General features: G+C 75.2%; 17 protein-coding genes and 2 pseudogenes. 7 read left to right on the top strand and 12 right to left on the bottom strand.

Going from position 1 to position 22,928, the window contains the following annotated elements; genetic code table 11:
* Nucleotides 1–4 precede the first annotated feature (4 nt).
* The 11 genes and pseudogenes from lysX to OU787_RS13470 form a co-directional block, all read right to left on the bottom strand.
* Nucleotides 5–1,486 (bottom strand): annotated as a pseudogene (gene lysX, locus OU787_RS13520) (bifunctional lysylphosphatidylglycerol synthetase/lysine--tRNA ligase LysX); the annotation flags it as partial.
* 160 nt (nucleotides 1,487–1,646) lie between these two features.
* The gene (locus tag OU787_RS13515; RefSeq protein ID WP_268659458.1) at nucleotides 1,647–3,374 is read right to left on the bottom strand and encodes an LPXTG cell wall anchor domain-containing protein; all 1,728 of its coding nucleotides are present in this window, start codon (nucleotides 3,372–3,374) and stop codon (nucleotides 1,647–1,649) included.
* A gap of 462 nt (nucleotides 3,375–3,836) precedes the next feature.
* The gene (locus OU787_RS13510) at nucleotides 3,837–4,538 is read right to left on the bottom strand and encodes a hypothetical protein (protein WP_268659457.1); all 702 of its coding nucleotides are present in this window, start codon (nucleotides 4,536–4,538) and stop codon (nucleotides 3,837–3,839) included.
* A 161-nt stretch (nucleotides 4,539–4,699) separates the two neighbouring features.
* On the bottom strand, nucleotides 4,700–5,497 hold the full coding sequence (locus OU787_RS13505; RefSeq protein ID WP_014136518.1) for a type III pantothenate kinase: 798 nt from the start codon (nucleotides 5,495–5,497) through the stop codon (nucleotides 4,700–4,702).
* A gap of 23 nt (nucleotides 5,498–5,520) precedes the next feature.
* Complete coding sequence (gene nadC / locus OU787_RS13500) at nucleotides 5,521–6,492, bottom strand: carboxylating nicotinate-nucleotide diphosphorylase (RefSeq protein ID WP_268659456.1); 972 nt, start codon at nucleotides 6,490–6,492, stop codon at nucleotides 5,521–5,523.
* A gap of 38 nt (nucleotides 6,493–6,530) precedes the next feature.
* Nucleotides 6,531–8,144 carry an L-aspartate oxidase gene (locus OU787_RS13495; protein WP_030457890.1) on the bottom strand — a complete coding sequence of 538 codons (1,614 nt, stop codon included), beginning with the start codon at nucleotides 8,142–8,144 and terminating at the stop codon, nucleotides 6,531–6,533.
* A gap of 16 nt (nucleotides 8,145–8,160) precedes the next feature.
* Entirely contained in the window at nucleotides 8,161–8,610 is a 450-nt protein-coding gene (panD, locus tag OU787_RS13490) for an aspartate 1-decarboxylase (RefSeq protein ID WP_268659455.1), read from the bottom strand.
* A gap of 98 nt (nucleotides 8,611–8,708) precedes the next feature.
* Complete coding sequence (gene panC, locus OU787_RS13485) at nucleotides 8,709–9,614, bottom strand: pantoate--beta-alanine ligase (RefSeq protein ID WP_268659454.1); 906 nt, start codon at nucleotides 9,612–9,614, stop codon at nucleotides 8,709–8,711.
* Nucleotides 9,550–10,525: pseudogene (locus tag OU787_RS13480) on the bottom strand (Rossmann-like and DUF2520 domain-containing protein); the annotation flags it as partial. The pseudogene OU787_RS13480 and the gene panC, both read right to left, overlap by 65 nt.
* Before the next feature lie 185 nt (nucleotides 10,526–10,710).
* On the bottom strand, nucleotides 10,711–11,400 hold the full coding sequence (locus OU787_RS13475; protein ID WP_268659452.1) for a response regulator: 690 nt from the start codon (nucleotides 11,398–11,400) through the stop codon (nucleotides 10,711–10,713).
* Nucleotides 11,401–11,414: 14 nt separating this feature from the next.
* On the bottom strand, nucleotides 11,415–12,626 hold the full coding sequence (locus tag OU787_RS13470; protein ID WP_030457885.1) for a sensor histidine kinase: 1,212 nt from the start codon (nucleotides 12,624–12,626) through the stop codon (nucleotides 11,415–11,417).
* Nucleotides 12,627–12,731: 105 nt separating this feature from the next.
* Between OU787_RS13470 and OU787_RS13465 the strand changes: the two genes are divergently transcribed.
* Together OU787_RS13465 and OU787_RS13460 are read left to right on the top strand one after the other, a co-directional pair.
* Nucleotides 12,732–13,736, top strand: coding sequence for an SAM-dependent methyltransferase (locus OU787_RS13465; protein WP_268659451.1), 1,005 nt, complete (start codon nucleotides 12,732–12,734; stop codon nucleotides 13,734–13,736).
* A 15-nt stretch (nucleotides 13,737–13,751) separates the two neighbouring features.
* Nucleotides 13,752–14,915, top strand: a complete 1,164-nt coding sequence (locus OU787_RS13460; protein WP_030457883.1) for an NADH-quinone oxidoreductase subunit D — start codon at nucleotides 13,752–13,754, stop codon at nucleotides 14,913–14,915.
* A 10-nt stretch (nucleotides 14,916–14,925) separates the two neighbouring features.
* Here the strand turns inward: OU787_RS13460 and OU787_RS13455 are convergent, their stop codons facing one another.
* Nucleotides 14,926–15,783: a hypothetical protein gene (locus tag OU787_RS13455; RefSeq protein WP_380375332.1), complete on the bottom strand. Its 858-nt coding sequence runs from the start codon at nucleotides 15,781–15,783 to the stop codon at nucleotides 14,926–14,928.
* A 220-nt stretch (nucleotides 15,784–16,003) separates the two neighbouring features.
* Between OU787_RS13455 and OU787_RS13450 the strand changes: the two genes are divergently transcribed.
* From OU787_RS13450 to OU787_RS13430, 5 genes are all read left to right on the top strand, one after another.
* Nucleotides 16,004–16,348, top strand: a complete 345-nt coding sequence (locus OU787_RS13450; protein WP_051816504.1) for a WXG100 family type VII secretion target — start codon at nucleotides 16,004–16,006, stop codon at nucleotides 16,346–16,348.
* A gap of 65 nt (nucleotides 16,349–16,413) precedes the next feature.
* Nucleotides 16,414–19,635, top strand: coding sequence for a toxin glutamine deamidase domain-containing protein (locus OU787_RS13445; RefSeq protein ID WP_268659450.1), 3,222 nt, complete (start codon nucleotides 16,414–16,416; stop codon nucleotides 19,633–19,635).
* The gene (locus OU787_RS13440) at nucleotides 19,632–20,909 is read left to right on the top strand and encodes an SUKH-4 family immunity protein (RefSeq protein WP_268659449.1); all 1,278 of its coding nucleotides are present in this window, start codon (nucleotides 19,632–19,634) and stop codon (nucleotides 20,907–20,909) included. Before OU787_RS13445 ends, OU787_RS13440 begins: the two co-directional genes overlap by 4 nt.
* Before the next feature lie 49 nt (nucleotides 20,910–20,958).
* Nucleotides 20,959–21,912 carry a Ppx/GppA phosphatase family protein gene (locus OU787_RS13435; protein WP_268659448.1) on the top strand — a complete coding sequence of 318 codons (954 nt, stop codon included), beginning with the start codon at nucleotides 20,959–20,961 and terminating at the stop codon, nucleotides 21,910–21,912.
* 150 nt (nucleotides 21,913–22,062) lie between these two features.
* Nucleotides 22,063–22,890: a sugar phosphate isomerase/epimerase family protein gene (locus tag OU787_RS13430; RefSeq protein ID WP_030457876.1), complete on the top strand. Its 828-nt coding sequence runs from the start codon at nucleotides 22,063–22,065 to the stop codon at nucleotides 22,888–22,890.
* Nucleotides 22,891–22,928: the final 38 nt, after the last annotated feature.

The following is a 22,928-nucleotide window of genomic DNA, read 5'->3' as shown; positions in this document are numbered from 1 at the left end:
CCTTCTCGGGCTTCACCAGCGGGAAGAGCACCGTCTCGCGGATGTTCTTGCCGGTGAGCAGCATGATCAGGCGGTCCACGCCCAGGCCGAGGCCGCCGGTGGGCGGCATCGCGTACTCCAGGGCGCGCAGGAAGTCCTCGTCCACCTGCATCGCCTCGACGTCGCCGCCGGCCGCCAGCAGGGACTGCGCGGTGAGCCGGGCGCGCTGCTCGACCGGGTCGATCAGCTCCGAGTAGGCGGTGCCCAGCTCGGTGCCGAAGATCACCAGGTCCCACTTCTCGGCGACGCCCTCGATCGAGCGGTGCTGCCGGGTCAGCGGGGAGACCGAGGTCGGGTAGTCCCTGATGAAGGTCGGCTTGATCGCGTGGTGCTCCAGCAGGCGCTCGATCAGCTCCAGGACGATCTGGCCGTGGTCCCAGTTCGGGTCCAGGTACTGGTCCAGGTCGTGCTCCACGGCCAGCTTCCGCAGCTCCTCCACGGAGGTGGCGGGGGTGACCTCGGTGCCCAGGTGCGCGGAGATGCCCGGGTAGACCGAGACCTCCTGCCAGGGCTCGGCCAGGTCGATCTCGTGCTCGGTGCCGTCCGGGCCGACGCCCCTGACCACGGTGGTGCCCAGCGCGTCCCGGGCGGCGTTGACGACGATCGCCCGGATCAGCTCGGCCTGGGTGTCGTAGTCGCCGTACGCCTCGTACGACTCCAGGGCGGTGAACTCCGGGTTGTGGGTGGCGTCCGCGCCCTCGTTGCGGAAGTTCCGGTTGATCTCGAAGACCTTCTCGGCGCCGCCGACCACCAGGCGCTTGAGGTACAGCTCGGTGGCGATGCGCAGGTACAGGTCGATGTCGTACGCGTTGATGTGCGTCACGAACGGGCGGGCGTTGGCGCCGCCGTGGATCGGCTGCAGCATCGGGGTCTCGACCTCGAGGTAGCCGCGGTCCTCGTAGGTGCGGCGGATCGAGCGGATCACCTTGGTGCGCAGCTGCAGCATCTCGCGCGCCTCGGGGTTCACGATCAGGTCGACGTAGCGCTGGCGGACCCGGGCCTCCGGGTCGCTCAGGCCCTTGTGCTTGTCCGGCAGCGGGCGCAGGCACTTGGCGGTCAGCTCCCAGCGGTCGACCATCACGCTGAGCTCGCCGCGCTTGGAGGTGATCACCTCGCCCTCGACGCCGACCTGGTCGCCGAGGTCGATGTCGCCCTTCCAGGCGGCCAGCCGCTCGGCGCCGAGCTTGTCCAGGGACAGCATCACCTGGAGGTCGCCGGAGCCGTCGCGCAGGGTGGCGAAGCAGAGCTTGCCGCCGGTGCGGGCCAGGACCACCCGGCCGGTGATGCCGACCCGCTCGCCGGTGGCGGTGTCCGGGGCCAGGTCGGGGTGCTTGGCGCGCAGGTCGGCGATGGTGGAGGTGCGGGGGAAACCGACCGGGTACGGGTCGATGCCGGCCGCCCGGAGCCGGTCCAGCTTCTCGCGCCGGACGCGCATCTGCTCGGGAAGGTCGTCGGTCGCGGGGAGAGTGCTCTGATCGCTCACCCCACCAGGGTAGCCAGGCTCACGGGCCGCTCCGCCACGGGATATCGGGCGGCGCGCGCCGGAGGCCCTGGACGCGCCGGGGCACCGGCCCGCCGGAGCGGCGGACCGGTGCCCCGGCGGCGGTTCAGCCGCGCGCGCCGGCCTTGCGGCGGCGGGCGGCGACGAGCACGCCGCCGCCGAGCACCACGGCGCCGATGCCCAGGCCGAGCATGGTGCCGGTGCCCTGGCCGCCGCCGGTGGAGGCCAGGTTGCCGCCGGCGGTCGAGCCGGTCGAGCCGGTCGAGCCGGTGGCCGTGGCGCTCGACGTGGCGGTGGCGGAGGCGGAGGCGGTGGAGCCGCCGTTCCCGCCGGTGGTCGAGCCGCCGCCGGTGGTGGAGCCGGTGGAGCCGGTGCCGCCGCCGGGCTTGGTGGTCGGCGCGGCGGTGGAGCCGGTGGTGCCGAGGGCCACCACGGCGGTGTTGTTGGCGTTCTCGCTGTCGAACGCCAGCGGCTCGACGCGGTTGTTGTAGCCGCCGTCCTCGGGGGTGATGCCGAGGAGGACCTTCGGGGCGGAGGTCGGGTCGGCGACCGCGAGCGGCAGGTCGAAGGTCTGCTCGGTGCCGTTGCCGACGTACGCCGTGGTGTGGCAGGTCACCACGTTCGGGAGCTCCTCGCGGACGAAGCAGCCGTCCGGCAGCTGCCCGTCGACGGTGACCCCGGCGGGCAGCGTCACCAGCTCGGCGGCGACCGCGTTGCCGCTGCGCGCGTAGGCGACCGAGGCCGGGCCGTTGTTGTGCACGCCGGTCCTCAGAACGCCCTTCCGGCCGCCGTCGGACGGGGTCCAGGTGCCGAGCACGGCGAAGTCCGCGGTGCTGTCGACCCGGTACTGGACGATCACGCTGTCGCGTCCGTCGTTCTCGCCGCCGGGCAGGTTCGGCGGGCCGGGCTTGGTGCCGTCGGTCTCCGGCACGCCCTGGACGGTCAGCCGCTCACCGGTGCCGGAGGCCGGGGTGAAGGTGAAGCCCCGGTTCAGGTAGACCAGGGTGTCGGTCTCGGGCACGGCGTAGAACTGGATGTCCGGGTAGAGCGCGTCGGCTCCGACCTTGAACTCCAGCGGGTTGACGGTGACCTGCTGGCCCGGCCGCACCGAGGTGTTGATGGTGCAGATGGCGGCGCTGCCCGCGCTGTACCGGGGGTCGGTGTTGCGGGAGGTGCCGTACGAGCAGTTGGCGAACTTCTTCTCGAAGGTCAGGCCGGGCGAGAGCTCGGCCGCCACCACCAGCCGGCCGCTCTCCAACGGGCCCTTGTTGGTGATCTCCAGGGACTGCTTGAGGACCGTGCCGGGCTTGCCGGCGGGCCGCGGGGAGCTGTCGAAGTCCTTGGCGAACGCCAGCCTGGGGCCGCCGGCGTAGACCGCGACGTCGATGCTCTGCGGCGCGGCGCCCTTCCAGGACTGGGAGACCTTCAGGTGCCCGGCGGTGTTCGCCGGGGCGCCCTTGAGCGCGGTCAGCCGCGGCTGGAACTGCATGCCGAACTCGGGGTGGCCGGGTACGGAGTAGTGCCGGTAGGTGCAGGTGACGAGCTGCCCGGCGGTGGTGCAGTCGTGGCTGGTGCCGCTCTCGGGGGTGAGCGACGCGATGCCGGCCAGGCCGGTCGTGTCGTAGGTGACGACCAGGTCGCCCTCGGTGGTGGCGGTGCCGCGGGCGTCGATGAACAGCGTCGTGCCGTCGGCCTGGTCGGTGGGCAGCGAGATCGCGGGGACGGCGTCCAGGGTGATCTGCTCGGCGGCCTGGGCCGGGACGGCGAAGGCGCCGAGCGCGAGGACGGTGAGTGCGGCGGACGCGGCGAGCGTCCGGGAACGGGGGTGCTGCATGGGCTTCCTCGGTACTGGTGAGGTGGGCGGCGCCCCTGTCGGCCCGGCCGGGTGGGCGGGGACGCCGGAGGTGTGCGGGTGCCTCAGCGGTGCGCCCCGGCCTTGCGGCGGCGGCGTCCGGTCGGCACCGGCCCGTCGGTGGCCTCCGGTCGGGGCCCGCCGGTGTGCGTCAGGAGGTCGGCGGCCGGCGGAACGCCGGTGGCCGCCACGCGCGGGACACGCGAATTCCCCACGTTGACCCTTCGATCTTTCGAATGCGATCGAGCCAGACCATAGGGGGGTGGGGTGACGTCGGGCGGGCTGATAAATCGGACAGTTCGGGATGTGGTCGACCTATTGTCCGAAGGTTTTGCCAGATCTTTACCGAAGGATTCTCCGCGAAAGCCTCACATTGTCGACACATCTCCCGGGGGCACGGAAAAGCCCCCTCCGGGGAGGGGGCTTCGGTGTCCTGGCGGGGTGTCAGCCGTCGGTGCCGGTGGCGAGTTCCGGGTGGTCCTCGTCGGCCGGGGGGTCCTGGTGCGGGGTGGTGCGGGTGCGGCGGCCGAACAGTTCGGCGGGGGTGGGCATCCGGCGCGGGCGGGGCCGGTCGGCCGGGTGCGGGGGCTGCTGCTGGTCGCTCATCGGGAACCGTCCTCCAACGGGGGTGGCGGGCTGGGGTTCGGACGCCGGGCTCGGCACCGCCGCGAGGTGCCGCTGCCCGGAGCCCAGGGAGAGCCGCTCGCGGACCTCGGCCTCGGCGAGCGCGTGGCAGCGCCCGGCGAGCCGGGAGCGGCGGGCCTGCTCGGGCGGGCCGCAGGGCTGGCGGGAGAGCGAGCGCAGCGCCGAGAGGTCCTCGGCGGTGGGCAGGTAGCCGTCGGTGACGGCCTCCTCCAGGCGGTCCAGGTAGCCCGCGGCGCTGCCCGGCAGGGCGGCGCGGTAGCGGGCCAGGTCGGTGAGCATGAAGGCGCGCAGCCGCCCGCCCTCCTGGACCGCCTCGTCGATGGACTCGGTCAGCCGGAGCGCGTCCTGGACGTCCTCGGCCCACAGCTCGCCGGTCGCGGTGGGCACCGGGAGCCGGTCGGGCGCGGCCGGGTAGAGGGCTTGGGCGAGGACACGGCGCAGCACCCGGACTTCATCGGCGCTGAAGGCCATGCCGCCGCGCGATCCGTGTGGCGTTGGCATGGGTCGACAGTACGTGTCGTACGTCCGACTTATGGCGATTGATGACGTGTTTGTCCCGATTGGCCTATGAGATGGTGCATCCGGGGCGGGCCCGGGATCGCGGCGGGCCCCGGACCTCGCGGCGGGGTCCGGGGCCCGGGGCGGGCAGGGCCGGCGGGGCGTCAGGCCGCGGTGGCCGGGCGGTTGCGCTCGAAGATCAGGCGCAGGCCGATCAGGGTCAGCCAGGGCTCGTGCACGTCGATCGAGTCGGCCTCGCCGAGGACCAGCGGGGCCAGGCCGCCGGTGGCGATCACCTGGACGTCGTTCGGGTCCTTGGCGAGCTCCTTGGCCATCCGGTTGACCAGGCCGTCCACCTGCCCGGCGAAGCCGTACAGGATGCCCGACTGCATGCCCTCGACGGTGTTCTTGCCGATCACGTTGCGCGGGCGGGCCAGCTCGATCTTGCGGAGCATCGCGGTGCGGCCGCCCAGGGCGTCCACCGAGATCTCGATGCCCGGGGCGATCGCGCCGCCCACGTAGTCGCCGCGCGCGTTGATCGCGTCGAAGGTCGTCGCGGTGCCGAAGTCGACCACGATGCACGGGCCGCCGTACAGGTGGTTGGCGGCCAGCGCGTTGACGATCCGGTCCGCGCCGACCTCCTTCGGGTTGTCCATCAGCACGTGCACGCCGGTCTTCACGCCCGGCTCGACGATCACCGCCGGGACGTCCCCGTAGTAGCGGCGGGTCACCTCGCGCAGCTCGTGCAGGACCGCCGGGACGGAGGAGCAGATCGCCAGGCCGGCCACCCGGTCGTCCGCCGAGACGATCGGGTGGGCGCCCATCAACCCCTGGAGCAGGACCGCGAGTTCGTCCGCGGTGCGGCGCGGGTCGGTGGAGATCCGCCAGTGCTCGACGATCTCCTCGCCGTCGAACAGGCCGAGCGTGGTCTGGGTGTTGCCGACGTCGATGGTGAGGAGCATGGGGCGCTTTCTGCTTCGAAGGGTCAGGAGCTGCGGAGGTCCAGGCCGATGTCGAGGATCGGCGCGGAGTGCGTCAGGGCGCCGACGGCCAGGTAGTCGACACCAGTCTCGGCGACCTCGCGCGCGGTGGCCAGGGTCAGGCCGCCGGAAGCCTCCAGCTTCGCCCGGCCCGCGACCAGGGCGACCGCCTCGCGCAGCTGCTCGGTGGAGAAGTTGTCCAGCAGGATCAGGTCCGCGCCGGCCGCCAGGACGGGCTCGATCTGCTCGACCGTGTCGATCTCGACCTCGATCGGCAGCTCCGGGAACGCCTCCCGGACGGCGGTGAACGCCTCGGCGACGCCGCCCGCGGCGACCACGTGGTTGTCCTTCACCAGCGCCGCGTCGGACAGCGCCATCCGGTGGTTGGCGCCGCCGCCGGCCCGCACCGCGAACTTCTCCAGCGCGCGCAGGCCCGGCGTGGTCTTGCGGGTGTCGCGGACCACCGCGCCGGTGCCCTCCAGGGCGTCCGCCCAGGCCCGGGTGGCGGTGGCGATGCCGGACAGGTGGCAGAGCAGGTTCAGCGCCGAGCGCTCGGCGGTGAGCAGGTCCCGGGTGCGGCTGCGCACCGAGAGCAGCACCTGGCCGGGGGCGACGAGTTCGCCGTCCTCGACGTGTCGCTCGACCTCGAACTCCTCCTCGCAGACCAGCGAGACGACGGCCTCCGCGACCCGCAGGCCGGCCACCACGCCGGCCTGCCGGGCGGTGAAGTCCGCGGTGGCGACGGCCTCGGCCGGGACGGTCGCCACCGAGGTGACGTCCTCGCCGCCGGCCAGGTCCTCGGACAGGGCCATCATCGCCACGTCCTCCACCTCGACCGGGTCCAGCCCGGCGTCCTCCAGCAGCGCGGCGAGCGCCGGGTCGAGCCCGGTCTCGTACTCCTCGCCCTCGCCGCACGCGCAGCCGTCGCCGCAGCCGCCGGACTCGGTGGACAGGAGGGGGAGTTCGGAGTGGGACATGGTGGCGGGGCTCCAGGTTTCGGCGGGACGGGAGGGCGTCAGTCGGCGAGGGGGTGGACGACGTGGCGGTGCCAGTGGACGTCGTCGCGGTCGGGGAAGTCCTCGCGCCAGTGGCAGCCGCGGGTCTCCTGGCGGAGGGCGGCGGCGGTGGTGAGGGCGGTGGCGACCTGGTGGAGGTTGGTGGCCTCCCAGGTCTCCACGGAGGGGTCGGCGGGGTGGTCCGGGTCGGCCAGGGCCGCCAGGCCCTTGGCGGTGGCGGCCAGCGAGTCCGCGGAGCGGATCACGCCCGCGCCGGACGTCATCAGGTGCTGGATCCCGCCGCGGGCCGTGTCGGGCAGCAGCGGCACCGGGGTCGCGGCGTGCGCCGCGTCGGTGGTGACGGTGCGGGCCGGGAGCTTGCCGGCGGCGTTCAGCGCGGCCAGGTCGGCGGCGATCCGCTCGGCGAAGACCAGGCCCTCCAGCAGCGAGTTGGAGGCCAGCCGGTTGGCGCCGTGCACGCCGGTGCAGGCCACCTCGCCGCAGGCGTACAGGCCCGGGACGGTGGTACGGCCGTGCAGGTCGGTGCGGACGCCGCCGGAGGCGTGGTGGGCGGCGGGGGAGACCGGGATCGGCTCGGTGACCGGGTCGATGCCGTGCGCCCGGCAGGCGGCCAGGATGGTGGGGAAGCGGTGCTCCCACATCTCGGCGCCGAAGTGCCGCCCGTCCAGGTACATGTGCCGGGTCCCCTGGGCGTGCATCCGGCGGATGATCGCCTTGGCGACGATGTCGCGCGGGGCGAGCTCGGCCAGTTCGTGCTGGCCGACCATGAAGCGGACGCCGTCGGCGTCGACCAGGTGGGCGCCCTCGCCGCGGACCGCCTCGGAGACCAGCGGCTGCTGGCCCTGCGCGTCCGGGCCGAGGAACAGCACGGTCGGGTGGAACTGGACGAACTCCAGGTCGGTGACCTCGGCGCCGGCCCGCAGGGCGAGCGCGATGCCGTCGCCGGTGGAGACCGCCGGGTTGGTGGTGGCCGAGAAGATCTGGCCCATGCCGCCGGTGGCCAGCACCACGGCGCGGGCCAGGATCGCGCCGACGCCGTCGCGCTGGCCCTCGCCCATCACGTGCAGGGTGACGCCGGAGGCGTGGCCGTCGGCGTCGGTGAGCAGGTCCAGGACCAGGGCGTGCTCGATCAGTTCGAGGCCCGGGTCGGCCTCGACGGCGGCGACCAGGGCGCGCTCGATCTCGGCGCCGGTGGCGTCGCCGCCGGCGTGCGCGATCCGGCGGCGGTGGTGGCCGCCCTCGCGGGTCAGCACGATCTCGCCGTCCGCGTCGAGGTCGAACTCGGCGCCGGTCTCGATGAGCCGGCGCACCGCGTCCGGGCCCTCGGTGACCAGGGCGCGCACCGCCTCCTCGTCGCACAGGCCGGCGCCGGCGACCAGGGTGTCCTGCAGGTGCTGCTCGGGGGTGTCGCCCTCGCCCAGGGCGGCGGCGATGCCGCCCTGGGCCCAGCGGGTGGAGCCCTCGTCCAGCACCGCCTTGGTGACCACCATGGCCCGCAGGCCGGCCTTGCGGGCGTTGAGCGCGACGGTGAGCCCGGCCACGCCGGAGCCGATCACGACCACGTCGGTGCTCGTGGTCCAGCCGGGGGCGGGGGCGGTCAGGCGGTGCGACATGGGTTCAGCTGCTCCTTCAGCGCGCGGCGGCGTCGGCCGCGCCGTTCGGACCACCGTACGCGGCGTCGCCACGCAGCAGTCCGCTGCCCTCGGGGGCGTCCGCGGGGTCGCCGCCGAGGCCGGTGATCCGGTTGTGCCCGTCGACGAAGACCACCTTCGGGAGGTAGGACTTGGCCTCGGCGGTGTCCATCTGCCCGTAGGCGATCAGGATCACCAGGTCGCCGGGGTGGACCAGGCGGGCGGCGGCGCCGTTGATGCCTATGACGCCCGAGCCGCGCGGGCCGGCGATGGTGTAGGTCTCCAGCCGGGCTCCGTTGTTGATGTCGACGATGTGGACCAGCTCTCCGGGGAGCAGGTCCGCGGCGTCGAGCAGGTCCTCGTCGACCGTGACCGACCCGACGTAGTGCAGGTCGGCCTGGGTGACGGTGGCACGGTGGATCTTGGACTTGAGCATGGTGCGGAGCATGGGTCACGCCTCCTGTGAGTGCATGCCTGAGGGTGCTGGTACCGGGATGGGAGGGGCGGGCGGGCCTTAGGGAGGTCCGACCGCCCCGGGTGTCCGGGTTAGCGGACGATGACGCTCACGTTGTCGATCAGCCGGGTCGAGCCGACCCGGGCCGCGACGGCGAGCACCGCCTCGCCCTGGAAGTCGTCCGGCGCCTCGGTGAAGGACAGCGGGTCGACCAGGGCCAGGTAGTCGGGGGAGACGCCGTCCGCGCCCTCGAGCACGGCGGCGGCCGCCTCGCGGACGGCCTTCGGGCCCTGCGCGCCGGCGTCCCGGCCGGCGAACAGGGCGCGGGAGAGGGCGAGCGCCTGGACGCGCTCGGCCCCGGAGAGGAAGCGGTTGCGGGAGGACAGCGCCAGGCCGTCCTCCTCGCGGACGGTCGGGACGCCGACGACCTCCACGTCGAAGTCCAGGTCGGCGACCATCCGGCGGACGATCGCCAGCTGCTGGGCGTCCTTCTCGCCGAACACCGCGAAGTCCGGGTCGGTGATGTGCAGCAGCTTGGCGACCACGGTCAGCATCCCGTCGAAGTGGCCCGGCCGGGAGGCGCCCTCGAAGCCCTCGCCCATCGGGCCCGCGGAGAGCCGCACCAGCGGCTCGCCGTTCGGGTACATCTCCTCGACGGTCGGGGCGAACACCACGTCCGCGCCCATCTCCTCGGCCAGCGCGACGTCCTCGTCCAGGGTGCGCGGGTAGCGGTCCAGGTCCTCGCCGGCGCCGAACTGCAGCGGGTTCACGAAGACCGTCACCGCGACCCGGCCGTCCTTGCCGACCCGGCGGCGGGCCTCGCGCACCAGCGCCGCGTGGCCCGCGTGCAGCGCGCCCATGGTCATCACCACGGCGTTGTCCACCGGCTGCTCGTCCGGCCAGAACGCGGCCTCGAACTCGTCCACGGTGCGGGTCAGCACCGCCTTGCGGACCTTCGCCGCCTTCGGGGCCTTCGCCGGGCGCCTGTCGCGTGCCATCAGTGCTTCTCCTCGTTCAGTACGTCCAGCAGCGCCGCCGCCGGCTCCGGCTTCAACGTGCCGTTGGCCACCGCGCGCTGGGCGGTGGCCCGCGCCATCGCCCGGTACGCCTGGCCGATGTCCGGGGTCACCGTAGCGAGTCGGCCCAGGTGCGTGCGCACCGTCCCGACGTCACCGCGGGCCACCGGGCCGGTCAGCGCCAGGTCGCCGGAGCGCAGCGCGTTGTCCAGGGCCGCGCCCAGCAGCGGGCCGAGCAGCTGGCCGGGCTCGGCGACGCCCGCCGTGCGGAGCAGCTCCATCGCCTGCGCGACCAGGGTGACCAGGTGGTTCGCGCCGTGCGCGAGGGCCGTGTGGTAGAGCGGCCGGACCTCCTCGGGGATCCAGGCCGGCTCGCCGCCCATCTCCACCACCAGCGCCTCGGCGACCGGGCGGAGCTCCTCCGGGGCCGTCACCCCGAACGGGCAGCCGGCCAGCCGGGCCACGTCCACGGAGGTGCCGGTGAAGGTCATCGCCGGGTGCAGCGCCAGCGGCAGCGCGCCGACGCGGGTGGCCGGCTCCAGGACGGCCACGCCGTGCGCGCCCGAGGTGTGCACGAGCAGCTGGCCGGGGCGGACGGCGCCGGTCGAGGCCAGGCCCTGCACCAGGTCGGGCAGGGCGTCGTCCGGGACGGTCAGCAGCACCAGGTCCGCCGCCGCCATCACCTGCGGGGGCGTCACCAGGCGCACCCCCGGCAGCAGGGCCTCGGCGCGGCGGCGGGACGCGGTGGAGACGCCGGACGCGGCGACGACGCGGTGGCCCGCGAGCTGCAGGGCGGCTCCCAGGGCGGGGCCGACGCGGCCGGCGCCGACGACGCCGACGGCGAGCCGGGCGGGGCGGTTACCGGGGTCGGAGGGGTCTCCGAAGTCGGGCAGCACTCTTCCGTTCCAGTCCTCTAGGGGTACCAGACGTACCGGTCAATGGTACGGGGGTTTCCGGCCCGTGCGGACGCCGAGGGCGGGCTCGGTTCGGAGGCCCGGTGCGGCGGGCGCGGGTGCACCTGGGCGAGAGGTGCACGGGTGGGCGGGCGGGGTGCGGGAGCCGGGGAGCGCCGCCCCCGTCAGGGGGTCTCGCCGGCGCGGACGAGGCCGTTCTCGTAGGCGAGGACGACGGCCTGGACGCGGTCGCGGAGGCCGAGTTTGGCGAGGATGCGGCCGACGTGGGTCTTGACGGTGGCTTCGGAGAGGACCAGGCGGGCGGCGATCTCGCCGTTGGACAGGCCCTGGGCGACGAGCAGGAAGACCTCGCGCTCGCGGTCGGTGAGGGGGCCGAGGACGGGGGAGCCGGGGGTGCTGGCGGGGGTGGGGAGGACCTCGGCGAAGCGGTCGATCATGCGGCGGGTGGTGGTGGGGGCGACCACCGCGTCGCCGCCGTGCACGGAGCGGATCGCGGCGACCAGTTCGACCGGCGGGACGTCCTTGAGCAGGAAGCCGGAGGCGCCGGCCTTGAGCGCGGCGAAGGCGTACTCGTCCAGGTCGAAGGTGGTGAGGATGAGGACCCGGGGGGCGTGCTCGACCGGGGCGCCGTGGTCGTCGAGGCAGATCCGGCGGGTGGCCTGGACGCCGTCGAGGCGGGGCATCCGGACGTCCATCAGGATCACGTCGACCTCGGCGGTGCGCAGCACGTCGAGGGCCTGCTGGCCGTCGCCCGCCTCGGCGGCGATCTCGATGTCGCCCTGCGACTGCAGGACCATCCGGAAGCCGGTGCGCAGCAGTTCCTGGTCGTCGACCAGCATCACGCGGATCGGCATCGGTCGGTCTCCATTCATTTGGATGCTTTGAGGGGCAGGACGGCCCGGATCCGGAAACCGCCGCCGGGCCGGGGCCCGACGTCCAGGCTGCCGCTGACCATACCGACGCGCTCGCGCATGCCGATCAGGCCGTGGCCGAGGCCGTCGGTGCCGCCGGCGAGCTGTTCGCTGGTGGAGCCGCGGCCGTCGTCCTCGACCAGGACCTCCAGGTCGCCGTCGCGGAAGTCGACGGCGACCTTGGCCCGGGCGTTCGGGCCGCCGTGCTTGCGGACGTTGGTGAGGGCCTCCTGGACGATCCGGTAGACCGTCAGTTCGAGGCCGCGGGGCAGTTCGCGGACCTCGCCGGTGGCGGTGAACTCGACCGGCAGGCCGGCCGTGCGGACCTGCTCCAGCAGCTCGGGGAGCTCCTCGACGCCGGGCTGCGGCACGTACTCGCCGGCCGTGTCGGCGGTGCGCAGCACGCCGAGCAGGCGGCGCATCTCGGCGAGCGCCTGGCGGCCGGTGGAGGCGATGGTGCCCAGCGCCTCCTTGGCCTGCTGCGGGGAGGAGTCCAGCACGTAGGCGGCGCCGTCGGCCTGGACGATCATCACCGAGACGTTGTGCGCGACCACGTCGTGCAGTTCGCGGGCGATCCGGGCGCGCTCGGCGGCGACCGCGACCTGGGCCTGGGCGTCGCGCTCGCGCTCCAGCCGGGCGGCCCGGTCCTCCAGCTCGACCAGGTAGGCGCGGCGGACCCGGGTGAGCCGGCCCCAGGCCCAGCAGAGCACGAACGGGGTGGTCATCAGGACGGCCAGGAACACCGCCTTGTAGCCGTCCCCGCGCTGCTCGGCGGGCGTCAGCCGCCACAGCGTCAGCGGGCCGGCCGCCAGGCTCGCGGCCAGCGCCAGCCGGGACGTCCAGGCGCGGCCGAACGCGGCGCCGGTGTAGCCGAAGACCAGGAAGGCGATGCTGGAGGCGCCGGGGTCGACGCGGAGCGCGACCTGGCCGAGGCCGATCGCCACGGCGGCCGCCGTGGTGGCGTCCGGCCAGCGGCGGCGCACCACCATCAGGGCGGGCAGCAGGCAGGCGACCGCGATGCCGGTGTAGTGCTTCCAGGACGGCATCGGGGCGTCCGGCAGGCCGGTCGACTCGGCCGCGGCGAGCACGCCGAGCATCAGCACCAGCAGCGCCCAGGCCGAGTCGACGACCATGGGATGTCGGCGGAGCCAGGCGTTGAGTCGATGCACGGTTCCAGCGTAGGGAGTCCGGGAGGGCGTTCTGCTCCGCCGCGAGGTCGATCCGGGGCTACTCCCCAGGGTGGAGGCGGGGCCGGGCCGGTAACGTCGCCCGCTATGACATGGAAGCGGTGGCGGCCCGCGATCGAACACGCCCTGTACCGGCCCGACGGCGGCTTCTACCGCAGGCCGGAGGGCCCCGCCGGGCACTTCCGCACCTCCGTGCACGCCTCCGCGCGGTTCGCCGCCGCGGTCGCCCGCCTGCTGGCGGGGGTCGACGCGGCGCTCGGCCGGCCGGAGCGGCTGGCCTTCGTCGACGTGGGCGCCGGGCGGGGCGAACTCACCCTGGCGGTGCGGGCGCAGCCGCCCGCCGGGCTGCGCGGACGGGTGGACTTCCGGGCCGTCGAGCTGGCCGACCGCCCGGCCGGACTGCCCGCGGACGTCGACTGGCGGGCCGAGCCGCCGGCCGGCGTCCGGGGCCTGCTGTTCGCCAACGAGTGGCTGGACAACGTCCCGCTGGACGTCGCCGAGCCCGGCCCGGACGGGCGGCTGCGGTACCTGGAGGTCGCGCCGGACGGGACGGAGCGGGCCGGCGGGCCGCTGGCGGAGGCGGACGCCGCCTGGGCCGGGCGCTGGTGGCCGGACGGGGAGCGGGTCGAGTTGGGCGGGCCGCGGGACGCCGCCTGGGCCGGGGCGGTCGGCGCCCTGGAGCAGGGCCTCGCGGTGGCCGCCGACTACGCGCACCTGCGGGCCGCCCGGCCGCCGTTCGGCACCCTGACCGGGTTCCGGGACGGCCGCGAGTGCCCGCCCGTCCCGGACGGCTCGTGCGACCTGACCGCGCACGTCGCGCTCGACGCGGCCGCCGTGCCCGGGCACCCGGCGCTGCTCACCACCCAGCGCGAGGCGCTGCGCGCGCTCGGCGTCAGCGGCGCCCGGCCGCCGCTGGCGCTGGCGAGCAGCGACCCGGCGGCGTACCTGCGGGCGCTGTCCGGCGCCGGGGAAGCGGCCGAGCTGACCGACCCGGGCGGGCTGGGGGCGTTCCACTGGCTGGTCCAGGCCGTCCGCATGCCGGTACCGGACGACCTCGCGGGCCTGCCGGGATGGCAGACTCTCCCCTCGTAGAAGGAGGCGACGGCCATGACGGAGACCACGGTCGGCATCGGCCCGGGCGCGCAGACGCTCCCCGGCGACGGCGGCAGCACCGACATGGTGCTCAACATCGGCCCCCAGCACCCGTCCACGCACGGCGTGCTCCGTCTGAAGCTGGTGCTCGACGGCGAGCGGATCACCAGTGCCGAGCCGGTGATCGGCTACATGCACCGCGGCGCGGAGAAGCTCTTCGAGGCCCGCGACTACCGGCAGATCATCATGCTGGCCAACCGGCACGACTGGCTGTCCGCGTTCGCCAACGAGCTGGGCGTGGTGCTGGCCGTCGAGCGGATGCTCGGCATGGAGGTGCCCGAGCGGGCGGTGTGGCTGCGCACCCTGCTGGCCGAGCTCAACCGGGTCCTCAACCACCTGATGTTCCTCGGCTCCTACCCGCTGGAACTGGGCGGCATCACGCCGATCTTCCACTCCTTCAACGGTCGCGAGGAGCTCCAGCACGTGCTGGAGGAGGCCTCCGGCGGCCGGATGCACTACATGTTCAACCGGGTCGGCGGCCTCAAGGAGGACCTGCCGGCCGGCTGGCTCGGCCGGGTCCGCCGCGCGGTCGGCGTGGTCCGCGGCCAGCTGCCGGTCTTCGAGGACCTCGTCCTCGGCAACGAGATCTTCCGCGGCCGCACCGCGGGCGTCGGCGTGCTCTCCCGCGAGCACGTGCACGCGTACGGCGTCAGCGGGCCGATCGCCAGGGCCAGCGGCGTCGACTTCGACCTGCGCCGCGACGAGCCCTACCTCGCGTACGGGGAGCTGCGGGACGTGCTGAAGGTCGCCGTCCGGGAGGAGGGCGACTGCCTGGCCCGGTTCGAGTGCCTGCTGGAGCAGACCGCCAACGCGCTCGACCTCGCCGACGCCTGCCTGGACCGGCTGGCGGAACTGCCCGCCGGGCCGGTCAACCTGCGGCTGCCCAAGGTGCTCAAGGCCCCCGAGGGCGAGACGTACGCCTGGACCGAGAACCCGCTCGGGCTGAACGGGTACTACCTGGTCTCGCGCGGCGAGAAGACGCCGTGGCGGCTCAAGCTGCGCTCGGCGTCCTTCAACAACATCCAGGCCCTGACCGAACTGCTGCCGGGGACGCTGGTCGCGGACATGGTGGCGATCCTGGGGTCGATGTTCTTCGTGGTCGGCGACATCGACAAGTGACCGGCCCCTGCTAGGCGTTGTCCGCCGGGTGCGGGGCGAGGCGGGTGTCGTGGGCCTTGCAGAGGGCGACCAGCTGGTCGTACGCGGCGGGGCCCATGAGTTCGGTGAGTTCGGGGCGGTAGGAGACGTAGACCGGGTCGGGGGCGTTGTGCGCCTCGGGGGAGCCGGTGCACCACCAGTGCAGGTCGTGGCCGCCGGGGCCCCAGCCGCGGCGGTCGTACTCGCCGATGGAGACCTGGAGGTAGCGGGTGTCGTCGGGGCGGTCGATCCAGTCGTAGGTGCGGCGGACCGGGAGCTGCCAGCAGACGTCGGGCTTGGTCTCCAGCGGCTCCAGGCCCTCGCGCAGGGCGAGGACGTGCAGGGCGCAGCCGGCTCCGCCGGGGAAGCCGGGGCTGTTGAGGAACAGGCAGGCGCCGTTCACCCGGCGGGTCTGGCGGTCGCCGTCCTCGTCGAACATGGTGATGCCGCCGTCGCGGCGGATCCGGCCCCTGGCGTCGGTGCCCTCGGCGTGGTGCTCCCAGATGTCGGGGGTGAGCCGGGCGGCGTGCCCGGCGACGCGCTGCTCGTCGTCCTCGTCGGAGTAGTGGGCGCCGAGGGTGCAGCAGCCGTCGGAGGCGCCGCGGCCGGGCTGGATGCCGTGGCAGCCCTTGCCGAAGATGCAGCCCCAGCGGGAGGTGAGCCAGGTGAGGTCGCAGCGGAACACCTGGTCCTCGTCGGCGGGGTCGGTGAACTCGACCCAGGCGCGCGGGAAGTCGAGGGCGACTTCGCGGACGGTGGGCATCGCCAGGTCGACGACGGGGCCCTTGGCCTTGGCGGCCTTGCCGGGCTTCTCGGTCTTCTTGCGCTTGGTGCTGTCAGCTGGTGCCACCCGGTAAGGGTAGGGCCTGGACGGGCCGGTCCGGGGTGCGGCGGCGCGGCTTTGCCGGTGGTTCGTCCGACTCGGGGAGGTTCGTCCCGGTTCGGGCGGGTGCGAAGGTGAAACGCCTGTGAAAAGCGCCGTCGGCCGGTCGGCGGGGGCCGGGGAGTGGTCCTAGGATGGCCCAGCCGGTAGGTCGGGCGCACGAGCGCCCTTGCACGGGGGAGTGCAGATGGGCGACGAGGTCGTCATCCGGTCGTGGGAACTCCACGGCGAGGGACGGGAGTTCGAGAAGATCTCGGACGAGTTCGGTAGTGCGGCGAAGCAGTTGGAGAGCGGGTTGGCGGCGCTGGGCGCGCCGTGGGGCTCGGACCAGCCGGGACAGCCGTTCGGTACGGCGTACGGCGAGGCCCGGGAGGGCGTGCTGGCCGGGTTGCAGGGGCTGTCGGAGCGGCTGGGCCGGATCGGTCAGGGGCTGCACACGATGGCGGACCGCAGCGAGCGCACCGACCAGGACATCAGCGCGGACTTCAACGCGCCCTCGCTGAACCACCCGACCGCAACCGGTCGGGCCTGAACCGGAGTCAGACCACCTGGCGGGCCGCTGCGCGCGCCGAGCCGTACCACCCGAAGGGGGAGCACGTGTCCAGGAACCTGCCGGAGGAACTCGCCCCCGCGCTGGCGCGGACCGGCCACGCGTGGCCGCAGGCGGACGAGGACGGGCTGCGCCGGGCGGCGGGCCTGTGGCGCGAGTTCGGGTCGGAGGCGGACGCCCTGGTGGCCCGCGGCGCGGCCTCCGCGCAGCGGGTGGCGGGCGAGAACAAGGGCCCCGCGGTGGAGGCGTTCGCCGACCACTGGCGGCAGTTCAGCGGCGGCGGGCGCGGCCAGCTGGACGACGCCGCCGCGGCGGCCGCGCTGGTGGCCGCGGCCCTGGACAAGGCGGCCGGGGCGGCCGACCAGGCCAAGGCCGACATCATCGCGGTGCTGACCGAGCTGACCGAGAAGATCCGGGCGGCGGACGCGGCCGAGGCCAAGGCCAAGGCGGACATCGCGCAGGCCGGCAAGGAGGCCGCCACCGGACTGGGCGGGCTGGTCACCGGCGCGGTCGGCGCGGTGGTCGGCGCGGTGAAGGAGGTCGCCGCCGAGGCCGAGGAACTGGCCGCGGTCGAGCACGCCAAGGTGAAGATCGGCCAGCTGCTGGACCAGCTCGGCCGGGACATGGGCGAGGCCGCCAAGTCGCTGGCAAAGGAGCCGCCGCTGGTCGCGCTGGAGCGGATCGCCCAGGCCGACGGGCGGGGCCTGCACGGCGAGCAGCGCGAGTCCTCGATGGCGGCCCGCTCGGGGCAGGTCACCGGGGCGCTGGCGAAGGCCGGCGTGGCCCGCTCGGTGGAGGTGGCCTCGGTCGCCGGCCTGCACGCGGACGTCAAGGCCGACGGCACGATCCGCACCGACCGGCACGGCAACCCGGTGCTGGTCGGCGAGGACGGGCAGCGGGTCAAGGGCGTCGACGGCCTGACCGTCACCCAGGGCCCGGACGGCAAGCAGCAGTTGGTCGGCCCCGACGGCACCCCGGTCAGCGGCGTGGCGATGGGCGAGGACGGCAAGCCGCTGCTCGGCTCGAACGGCAAGCCGCTGCTGGTCGGCCTGGGCGGCGCGATCCTCGGCACCGGCATCACGCTGGCGCTCGGCCTCAACGGCAAGCCCGAACTCGGCGACGACGGCCACCCGGTGATGATGGCGGCCGACGGCACCCAGGTCTCCGGCCTGGTCGCCGACCAGAAGGGCCACCTGCTGGCGGGCCAGGACGGCCGGCCGGTCACCGTGGACGCCTCGGGCCGGGCCACCGGCCCGGGCGGGCAGGTGGTCCAGTTCGGCGCGGACGGCCGCCCGCAGGAACTGCTCGGCGCCGACGGCAAGCCGGTCACCGTGCTGGACGGCCAGCAGCAGAACGGCGGCCCGTTCCAGGACGGCCCGCAGCACGGCCACGGCCACGGCGGCCCGAACGGCAACGGCAACGGGATGGGCAGCGGCCACGGCGCCCAGGGCCCCGGCGGCCTGCTCACCGACCTGACCGGCAGCGTCACCGACGGCGTCACCGGCGTCACCGACACGGTGTCCGGGGTGACCCAGAGCGCGCTGGGCGACCGCCCGCAGTACGGCCAGTCCGACACCGGCGGGCACCGCGGCGGCGGCTACCAGGGCGGCGGCTCGCACGGCGGCGTCTCCTACGGCGGCTCCTCGGCGCCCGCGTACAACGGCCCGTCCGGCGGCGGCTCGTACGGGGGCGGCGGCGGTTCGTACGACGGCGGCGGCTCCTACGACGGTGGCGGCTCCTACGGCGGCGGCGGGGGCGGCGGCCACAGTGCGCCGGACCGCGGGCCGCTGTCGGTGCACGTCGACTCGGTGCTGGCGCCGCCCGCGCCGAGCGCCCCGCCGGTGGTCGGCGGCGACATCTGGTCGACCGGCGGCGGCTCGTACGGGGGCGGCGGCGGTCACCACGCCGCGGACCCCGGCTCGTCCTTCGGCGGCTCGGGCTCCTCGGGCGGCTCCTCGTTCCAGCTCGGCCCGGTCGGCGGCGGCGGGTCCGCCCCGGTCGGCGGCGGCATCCCGGCGGGCACGCCGGTGCCGGGCGCCCCGGTGGCCGGGGCGGGCCCGGTGGGCGGGCCGGTCGGCGCCGCTCCCGGCGGCGCGGCGGCGGTGCCCGGCGCCCCGGGGGCTCCCGGTGCGCCCGGCGCGGTGGCGGGCCCGGTGGGCGGCGCGGCCGGTGCGGTCGGCGCCCCCGGGGCGGTCGGCGTGGTCGGCACCCCCGGCACGGCCGGTGCGTCCGGCGGTTCGGCCGCGGTGATCGGGGTCGGCCAGACCCCGGTCGGCGGCCGGCCGGTGGCGGGCGTCCCGGTGCCGCCCGCGGGCGGCGGCGGGATCGGCCAGCACGCGCCGGGCACCCCGGCGCGCGGCTACGAGCCGCTGCCGGACGTCCGGCGCCAGGCGGGCCAGGACGACCAGGGCCTGCCGGTGCACCCCGGGCAGGCGTCCGCGGCCTGGCTGGTGATCGCGGGCGGGCGGCGCTCCGGCGTCGCGGGCCCGCTGCCGGCCGGCGAGCGCGAGCGGACCCTGGCCGACAGCCGCCCCTACGGCCTGCCCGGCGGGCTGGGCCCGGTCGACCCGGCGCACCAGGCCGAGGCGGTGCGCCGCACCCCGGTGCCCGCGCCGGACCCGATGGTCGGCGAGTGGATCGAGGTGCTCAACGGCGGCGGCCCCGCCGAGAGCGGCCGCGCCAACAACTGCGTGGACGTGTCGCTGTCCGCCGTGGACACCCTCGGCGGCGTCCCGACCTGCGCCGCGCCCCGGCTGCCCGACGGCCCGGCCGGCGAGCGCGGCGGCCGCGACCGCGCCGAACTGGAGCTCGGCACCCGCTTCCTGGACCTCGGCGACGGCACCGACGCCCACGGCAAGCTCGGCCAGGCCCTGCTCGCCCACGGCACCGGCACCCGCGCGGTGCTGCTCACCGTCGACGCGTTCGGCCGCTCGCACACCTGGAACGCCGTCAACCACAAGGGCGTGCTCAGCTACCTGGACCACCAGACCGGCTACGCCGCGCCCACCCCGCTCTACCCGGCCGACCACGGCCTGTGGGCGATCGCGGTGGACGCCGCCGACCGGCCGATCGACCTGACCGCGCCGCTGCCCGCCACCGTCGCCGTCCCGGAGCACGCCCCCGAGCGGGAGCCCGCCCTGGTCGGCGCGGCCGGACCGGAGGCCGGAACGGACGGGGCCGCCGAGGAGGCCACCCCCGCCGACCGGCCCGCGCCGCCGCGCTCCCGGCTCACCATCCACCGCACCACCACCGGGAGCACCAGCCGATGATCACCCGCGAGCAGGCCCTCGCCACCGCCCACCGCTGGGTCAACGGCGACCTCCCGCAGGAGGGGGCGCGGCCTGTCAGGTGCCACGAGTTCGACCTCGGCTGGGTGCTCTGGCCCGAGCCCGCGCCGGTCCTCACCGACCCGCTGACCGGCGCCCGCCGGGCCCCCGAGGAGATCGGCGCGGCCTGCGCCGTGGTCGACCGGGTCACCGGCGAACTCGTGGTCTACCCGTCCGTCCCGGTGCCGGTGGTGGAGCAGCTGCACCGCGACCGGCTCGGCGCGGGCAGCCACAACCCGGCGCTGCCGCCGGTCACCGGCCCGGGCACCCGGGCCACCCTGAGCTACCTGGACGACAAGGACCGGCCGCAGTCGCTGACCGTCCGCTCCGCGCACGGCCACCCGCACCCCGCGCTGCGCGCCCGGCAGCAGCTCGCCGCGCAGGGCGTCCCGGCCGAGAGGCTGGTCGCGCTCCGCACCGACCTGCGGCTGTCGATGCTCCCCGGCAGCTACTCCGAGCAGGCCGTCGCCGAGCAACTCCCTGGCGTGCGGCTGGAGTTCGAGCAGCCGTACGGGCCGCGCCACGACCACCGGGCGGCCGCCGTGCGGGCCCTGGCGGCCCGCTCCCGCAGCGCCTACAACCGGGTGCCGTTCCCGCCCGCGGTGCCGCCCGCCCAGCCCGAGGACGAGACCGGCCTCGGCAAGCGGCTGGCCGCGCTGTTCGGCGAGGACGGGGTGCGCCGCTTCGAGCAGGCCGAAGTGCTCGCCGCCGACCTGCCCGAGGCCGTCGGCCGCCCGCTGTGCCGCACCGGCCTGCCGCGCGAGGCCCCCGGCTTCTTCACCCTGTACCTGCCGGAGGCCGACGGCATCGCCGAGCAGGCCGCCCCGCCGCTGCCCGACCTCACCGAGCACCTGGCCGCGTTCGGCCGGGGCCGCCGGGCCACCGCCGCCGCCCGGGCCGCGCTGCTCGGCCAGCGCCTGATCGGCACCGACGGCTGGGCGCTGCTCACCGTCGACACCGCGCAGGGCCGGGTCCGGGCGGTCGACCCGGACACCTGCGAGGCCCGCTACTGCAACGCCGACCTGACCGCCTTCCTCCGCTGCCTGGCGCTGCTCGCCGAACGCCGCCCCCGGCTGCGCGACCTGCCGCCCGAGCAGGCCGGCCCGGCGGTCGCCGAGTTCCAGTGGGCGCTGGCCGCGCTGGACCGCACCGCGCTGCGCGGCCCGGAGAACTGGTGGGCCGTGATCGTCGAGCAGCTCTGGGACGGGATGCTCTGACCCCGTCCGCATCCCCGGTGGTCACCGGGGTGGGCTAGGTTGGACGGTCATGCGACTCGGTGTGCTCGACGTAGGCTCCAACACCGTCCACTTCCTCGTGGTGGACGCCCACCCCGGCGCGGCCCCGCTGCCCGCCTACTCCCACAAGGCCGAACTGCGCCTCGCCGAGCTGCTGGAGGACGACGGGGCGATCAGCGGGGCCGGGATCGAGCGGCTGGTCTCGATGGTCGCCTCCTCGCTCCGGGTCGCCGAGGACAAGGGCGTCGTGGACCTGCTGCCGTTCGCCACCTCCGCGGTCCGCGAGGCCAGCAACGGCGAGGAGGTGCTGCGCCGGGTCGAGGAGGAGACCGGCGTCGCGCTCACCGTGCTGTCCGGGCAGGACGAGGCCCGGCTGACCTTCCTGGCCGTCCGCCGCTGGTTCGGCTGGTCCTCGGGCCGGCTGCTCAACCTGGACATCGGCGGCGGCTCGCTGGAGATCGCCTGCGGCCTCGACGAGCAGCCCGACGTCGCCACCTCGCTGCCGCTCGGCGCCGGCCGGCTCACCTCCCGGCTGCCCGGCGAGATCGCCGACCCGGGCGACCTGCGCGAACTGCGGCGGCACATCCGGGCCGAGATCGCCGGCGCGGTCGGCGACTTCGCCCGGCTCGGGGCGCCGGACCACTCGGTGGCCACCTCCAAGACCTTCAAGCAGCTGGCCCGGATGACCGGCGCCGCCCCCGAGGGCGCGGGCGTGCGCGTCCCGCGCCGGCTCACCCGCTCCGGCCTCTCCGCGTGGCTGCCCCGGCTCGCCGCGATGACGCCCGCCGAGCGCGCCCGGATCCCCGGCGTCTCGTTCGGCCGGGCCCGCCAACTGCTGGCCGGGGCACTGGTCGCGGACGCCGCGATGGACCTGTTCGGCCTGGAGGCGCTGGACATCTGCCCGTGGGCGCTGCGCGAGGGCATCATCCTGCGGCGGCTGGACGCGATGGACGGGCACGAGGGCCGGGTGGCGATCGAGGCCTGACCGGACGGTGCGTTTAACCTGGTGGACGTGGCGGATTCAGCGGGCGGGCGGAGGACGGGGCGCGGCCCTCTGCCGTCGAAGGCGGCCCGGGCCGCCCGGGCGGCGCGGCGCAAGCTGGAGCGGGCGCCGCTGCTGCGCACCACGGACCGGCTGGTGCTGCCGCCGCACCCGGCGCTGCACGTGCCGGACACCAAGGTCGCGCTGTCGACCGCGTCGGTGTACCCGTCGACCACCGAAACGGCGTTCGAGCTGGCCGCCCGGCTGGGGTACGACGGCGTCGAGGTGATGGTCTGGAACGACCCGGTGAGCCAGGACGTGGAGGCGCTGCGCCGGCTCTCCGACCGGTACGCGGTGCCGATCCTGGCGGTGCACGCGCCCTGCCTGCTGATCACCCAGCGGGTGTGGACCACCGACCCGTGGACCAAGCTGGTGCGGGCCCGGCGGGCGGCCGAGCGGCTCGGCGCGGACACCGTGGTGGTGCACCCGCCGTTCCGCTGGCAGCGGCAGTACGCGCGGGACTTCGTGACCGGGGTGGACCGGATGGCCGGGGAGACCGACGTCCGGTTCGCGGTGGAGAACATGTACCCGTGGCGCTACCGGGACCGCGAGGTGCTGGCGTACGCGCCGGGCTGGGACGTCACGGACGAGGCGTACCGGCACTTCACCGTCGACCTGTCGCACGCGGCGACCTCCCGCACCGACGCGCTCGGACTGGTCGACCGGATGGGCGACCGGCTGGCGCACGTGCACCTGGCGGACGGCTCGGGCTCGGGCAAGGACGAGCACCTGATCCCGGGGCGCGGCAAGCAGCCGTGCGCGGAACTGCTGGAGCGGCTGGCCCGCACCGGCTTCGACGGGCACGTGGTGCTGGAGGTCAACACCCGCAAGTCCGGCGGCCCCGCCGAGCGGGAGGCCGACCTGGCCGAGGCGCTGGCCTTCACCCGGCTGCACCTGGCCACCGCGCGGCCCGGGAGCTGACGGGCCCTCTGTTCACAAAGCGTGTGCGCGGCGGGGGA

The organism is Kitasatospora sp. YST-16, from assembly GCF_026802215.1.
Classification (GTDB): Bacteria; Actinomycetota; Actinomycetes; order Streptomycetales; family Streptomycetaceae; genus Kitasatospora; species Kitasatospora cineracea.
The sequence above is the reverse complement of the archived record's forward strand: the minus strand, read 5'-3'. Positions and strand labels throughout refer to the sequence as shown.

Bases quoted from the DNA above. Each gene is read 5' to 3' on its own strand.
- OU787_RS13515 (WP_268659458.1), bottom strand. From the start codon at position 3,374: ATGCAGCACCCCCGTTCCCGGACGCTCGCCGCGTCCGCCGCACTCACC.
- OU787_RS13510 (WP_268659457.1), bottom strand. From the start codon at position 4,538: ATGCCAACGCCACACGGATCGCGCGGCGGCATGGCCTTCAGCGCCGAT.
- OU787_RS13505 (WP_014136518.1), bottom strand. From the start codon at position 5,497: ATGCTCCTCACCATCGACGTCGGCAACACCCAGACCACGCTCGGCCTG.
- nadC (WP_268659456.1), bottom strand. From the start codon at position 6,492: ATGTCCCACTCCGAACTCCCCCTCCTGTCCACCGAGTCCGGCGGCTGC.
- OU787_RS13495 (WP_030457890.1), bottom strand. From the start codon at position 8,144: ATGTCGCACCGCCTGACCGCCCCCGCCCCCGGCTGGACCACGAGCACC.
- panD (WP_268659455.1), bottom strand. From the start codon at position 8,610: ATGCTCCGCACCATGCTCAAGTCCAAGATCCACCGTGCCACCGTCACC.
- panC (WP_268659454.1), bottom strand. From the start codon at position 9,614: ATGGCACGCGACAGGCGCCCGGCGAAGGCCCCGAAGGCGGCGAAGGTC.
- OU787_RS13475 (WP_268659452.1), bottom strand. From the start codon at position 11,400: ATGCCGATCCGCGTGATGCTGGTCGACGACCAGGAACTGCTGCGCACC.
- OU787_RS13465 (WP_268659451.1), top strand. From the start codon at position 12,732: ATGACATGGAAGCGGTGGCGGCCCGCGATCGAACACGCCCTGTACCGG.
- OU787_RS13460 (WP_030457883.1), top strand. From the start codon at position 13,752: ATGACGGAGACCACGGTCGGCATCGGCCCGGGCGCGCAGACGCTCCCC.
- OU787_RS13450 (WP_051816504.1), top strand. From the start codon at position 16,004: ATGGGCGACGAGGTCGTCATCCGGTCGTGGGAACTCCACGGCGAGGGA.
- OU787_RS13440 (WP_268659449.1), top strand. From the start codon at position 19,632: ATGATCACCCGCGAGCAGGCCCTCGCCACCGCCCACCGCTGGGTCAAC.
- OU787_RS13435 (WP_268659448.1), top strand. From the start codon at position 20,959: ATGCGACTCGGTGTGCTCGACGTAGGCTCCAACACCGTCCACTTCCTC.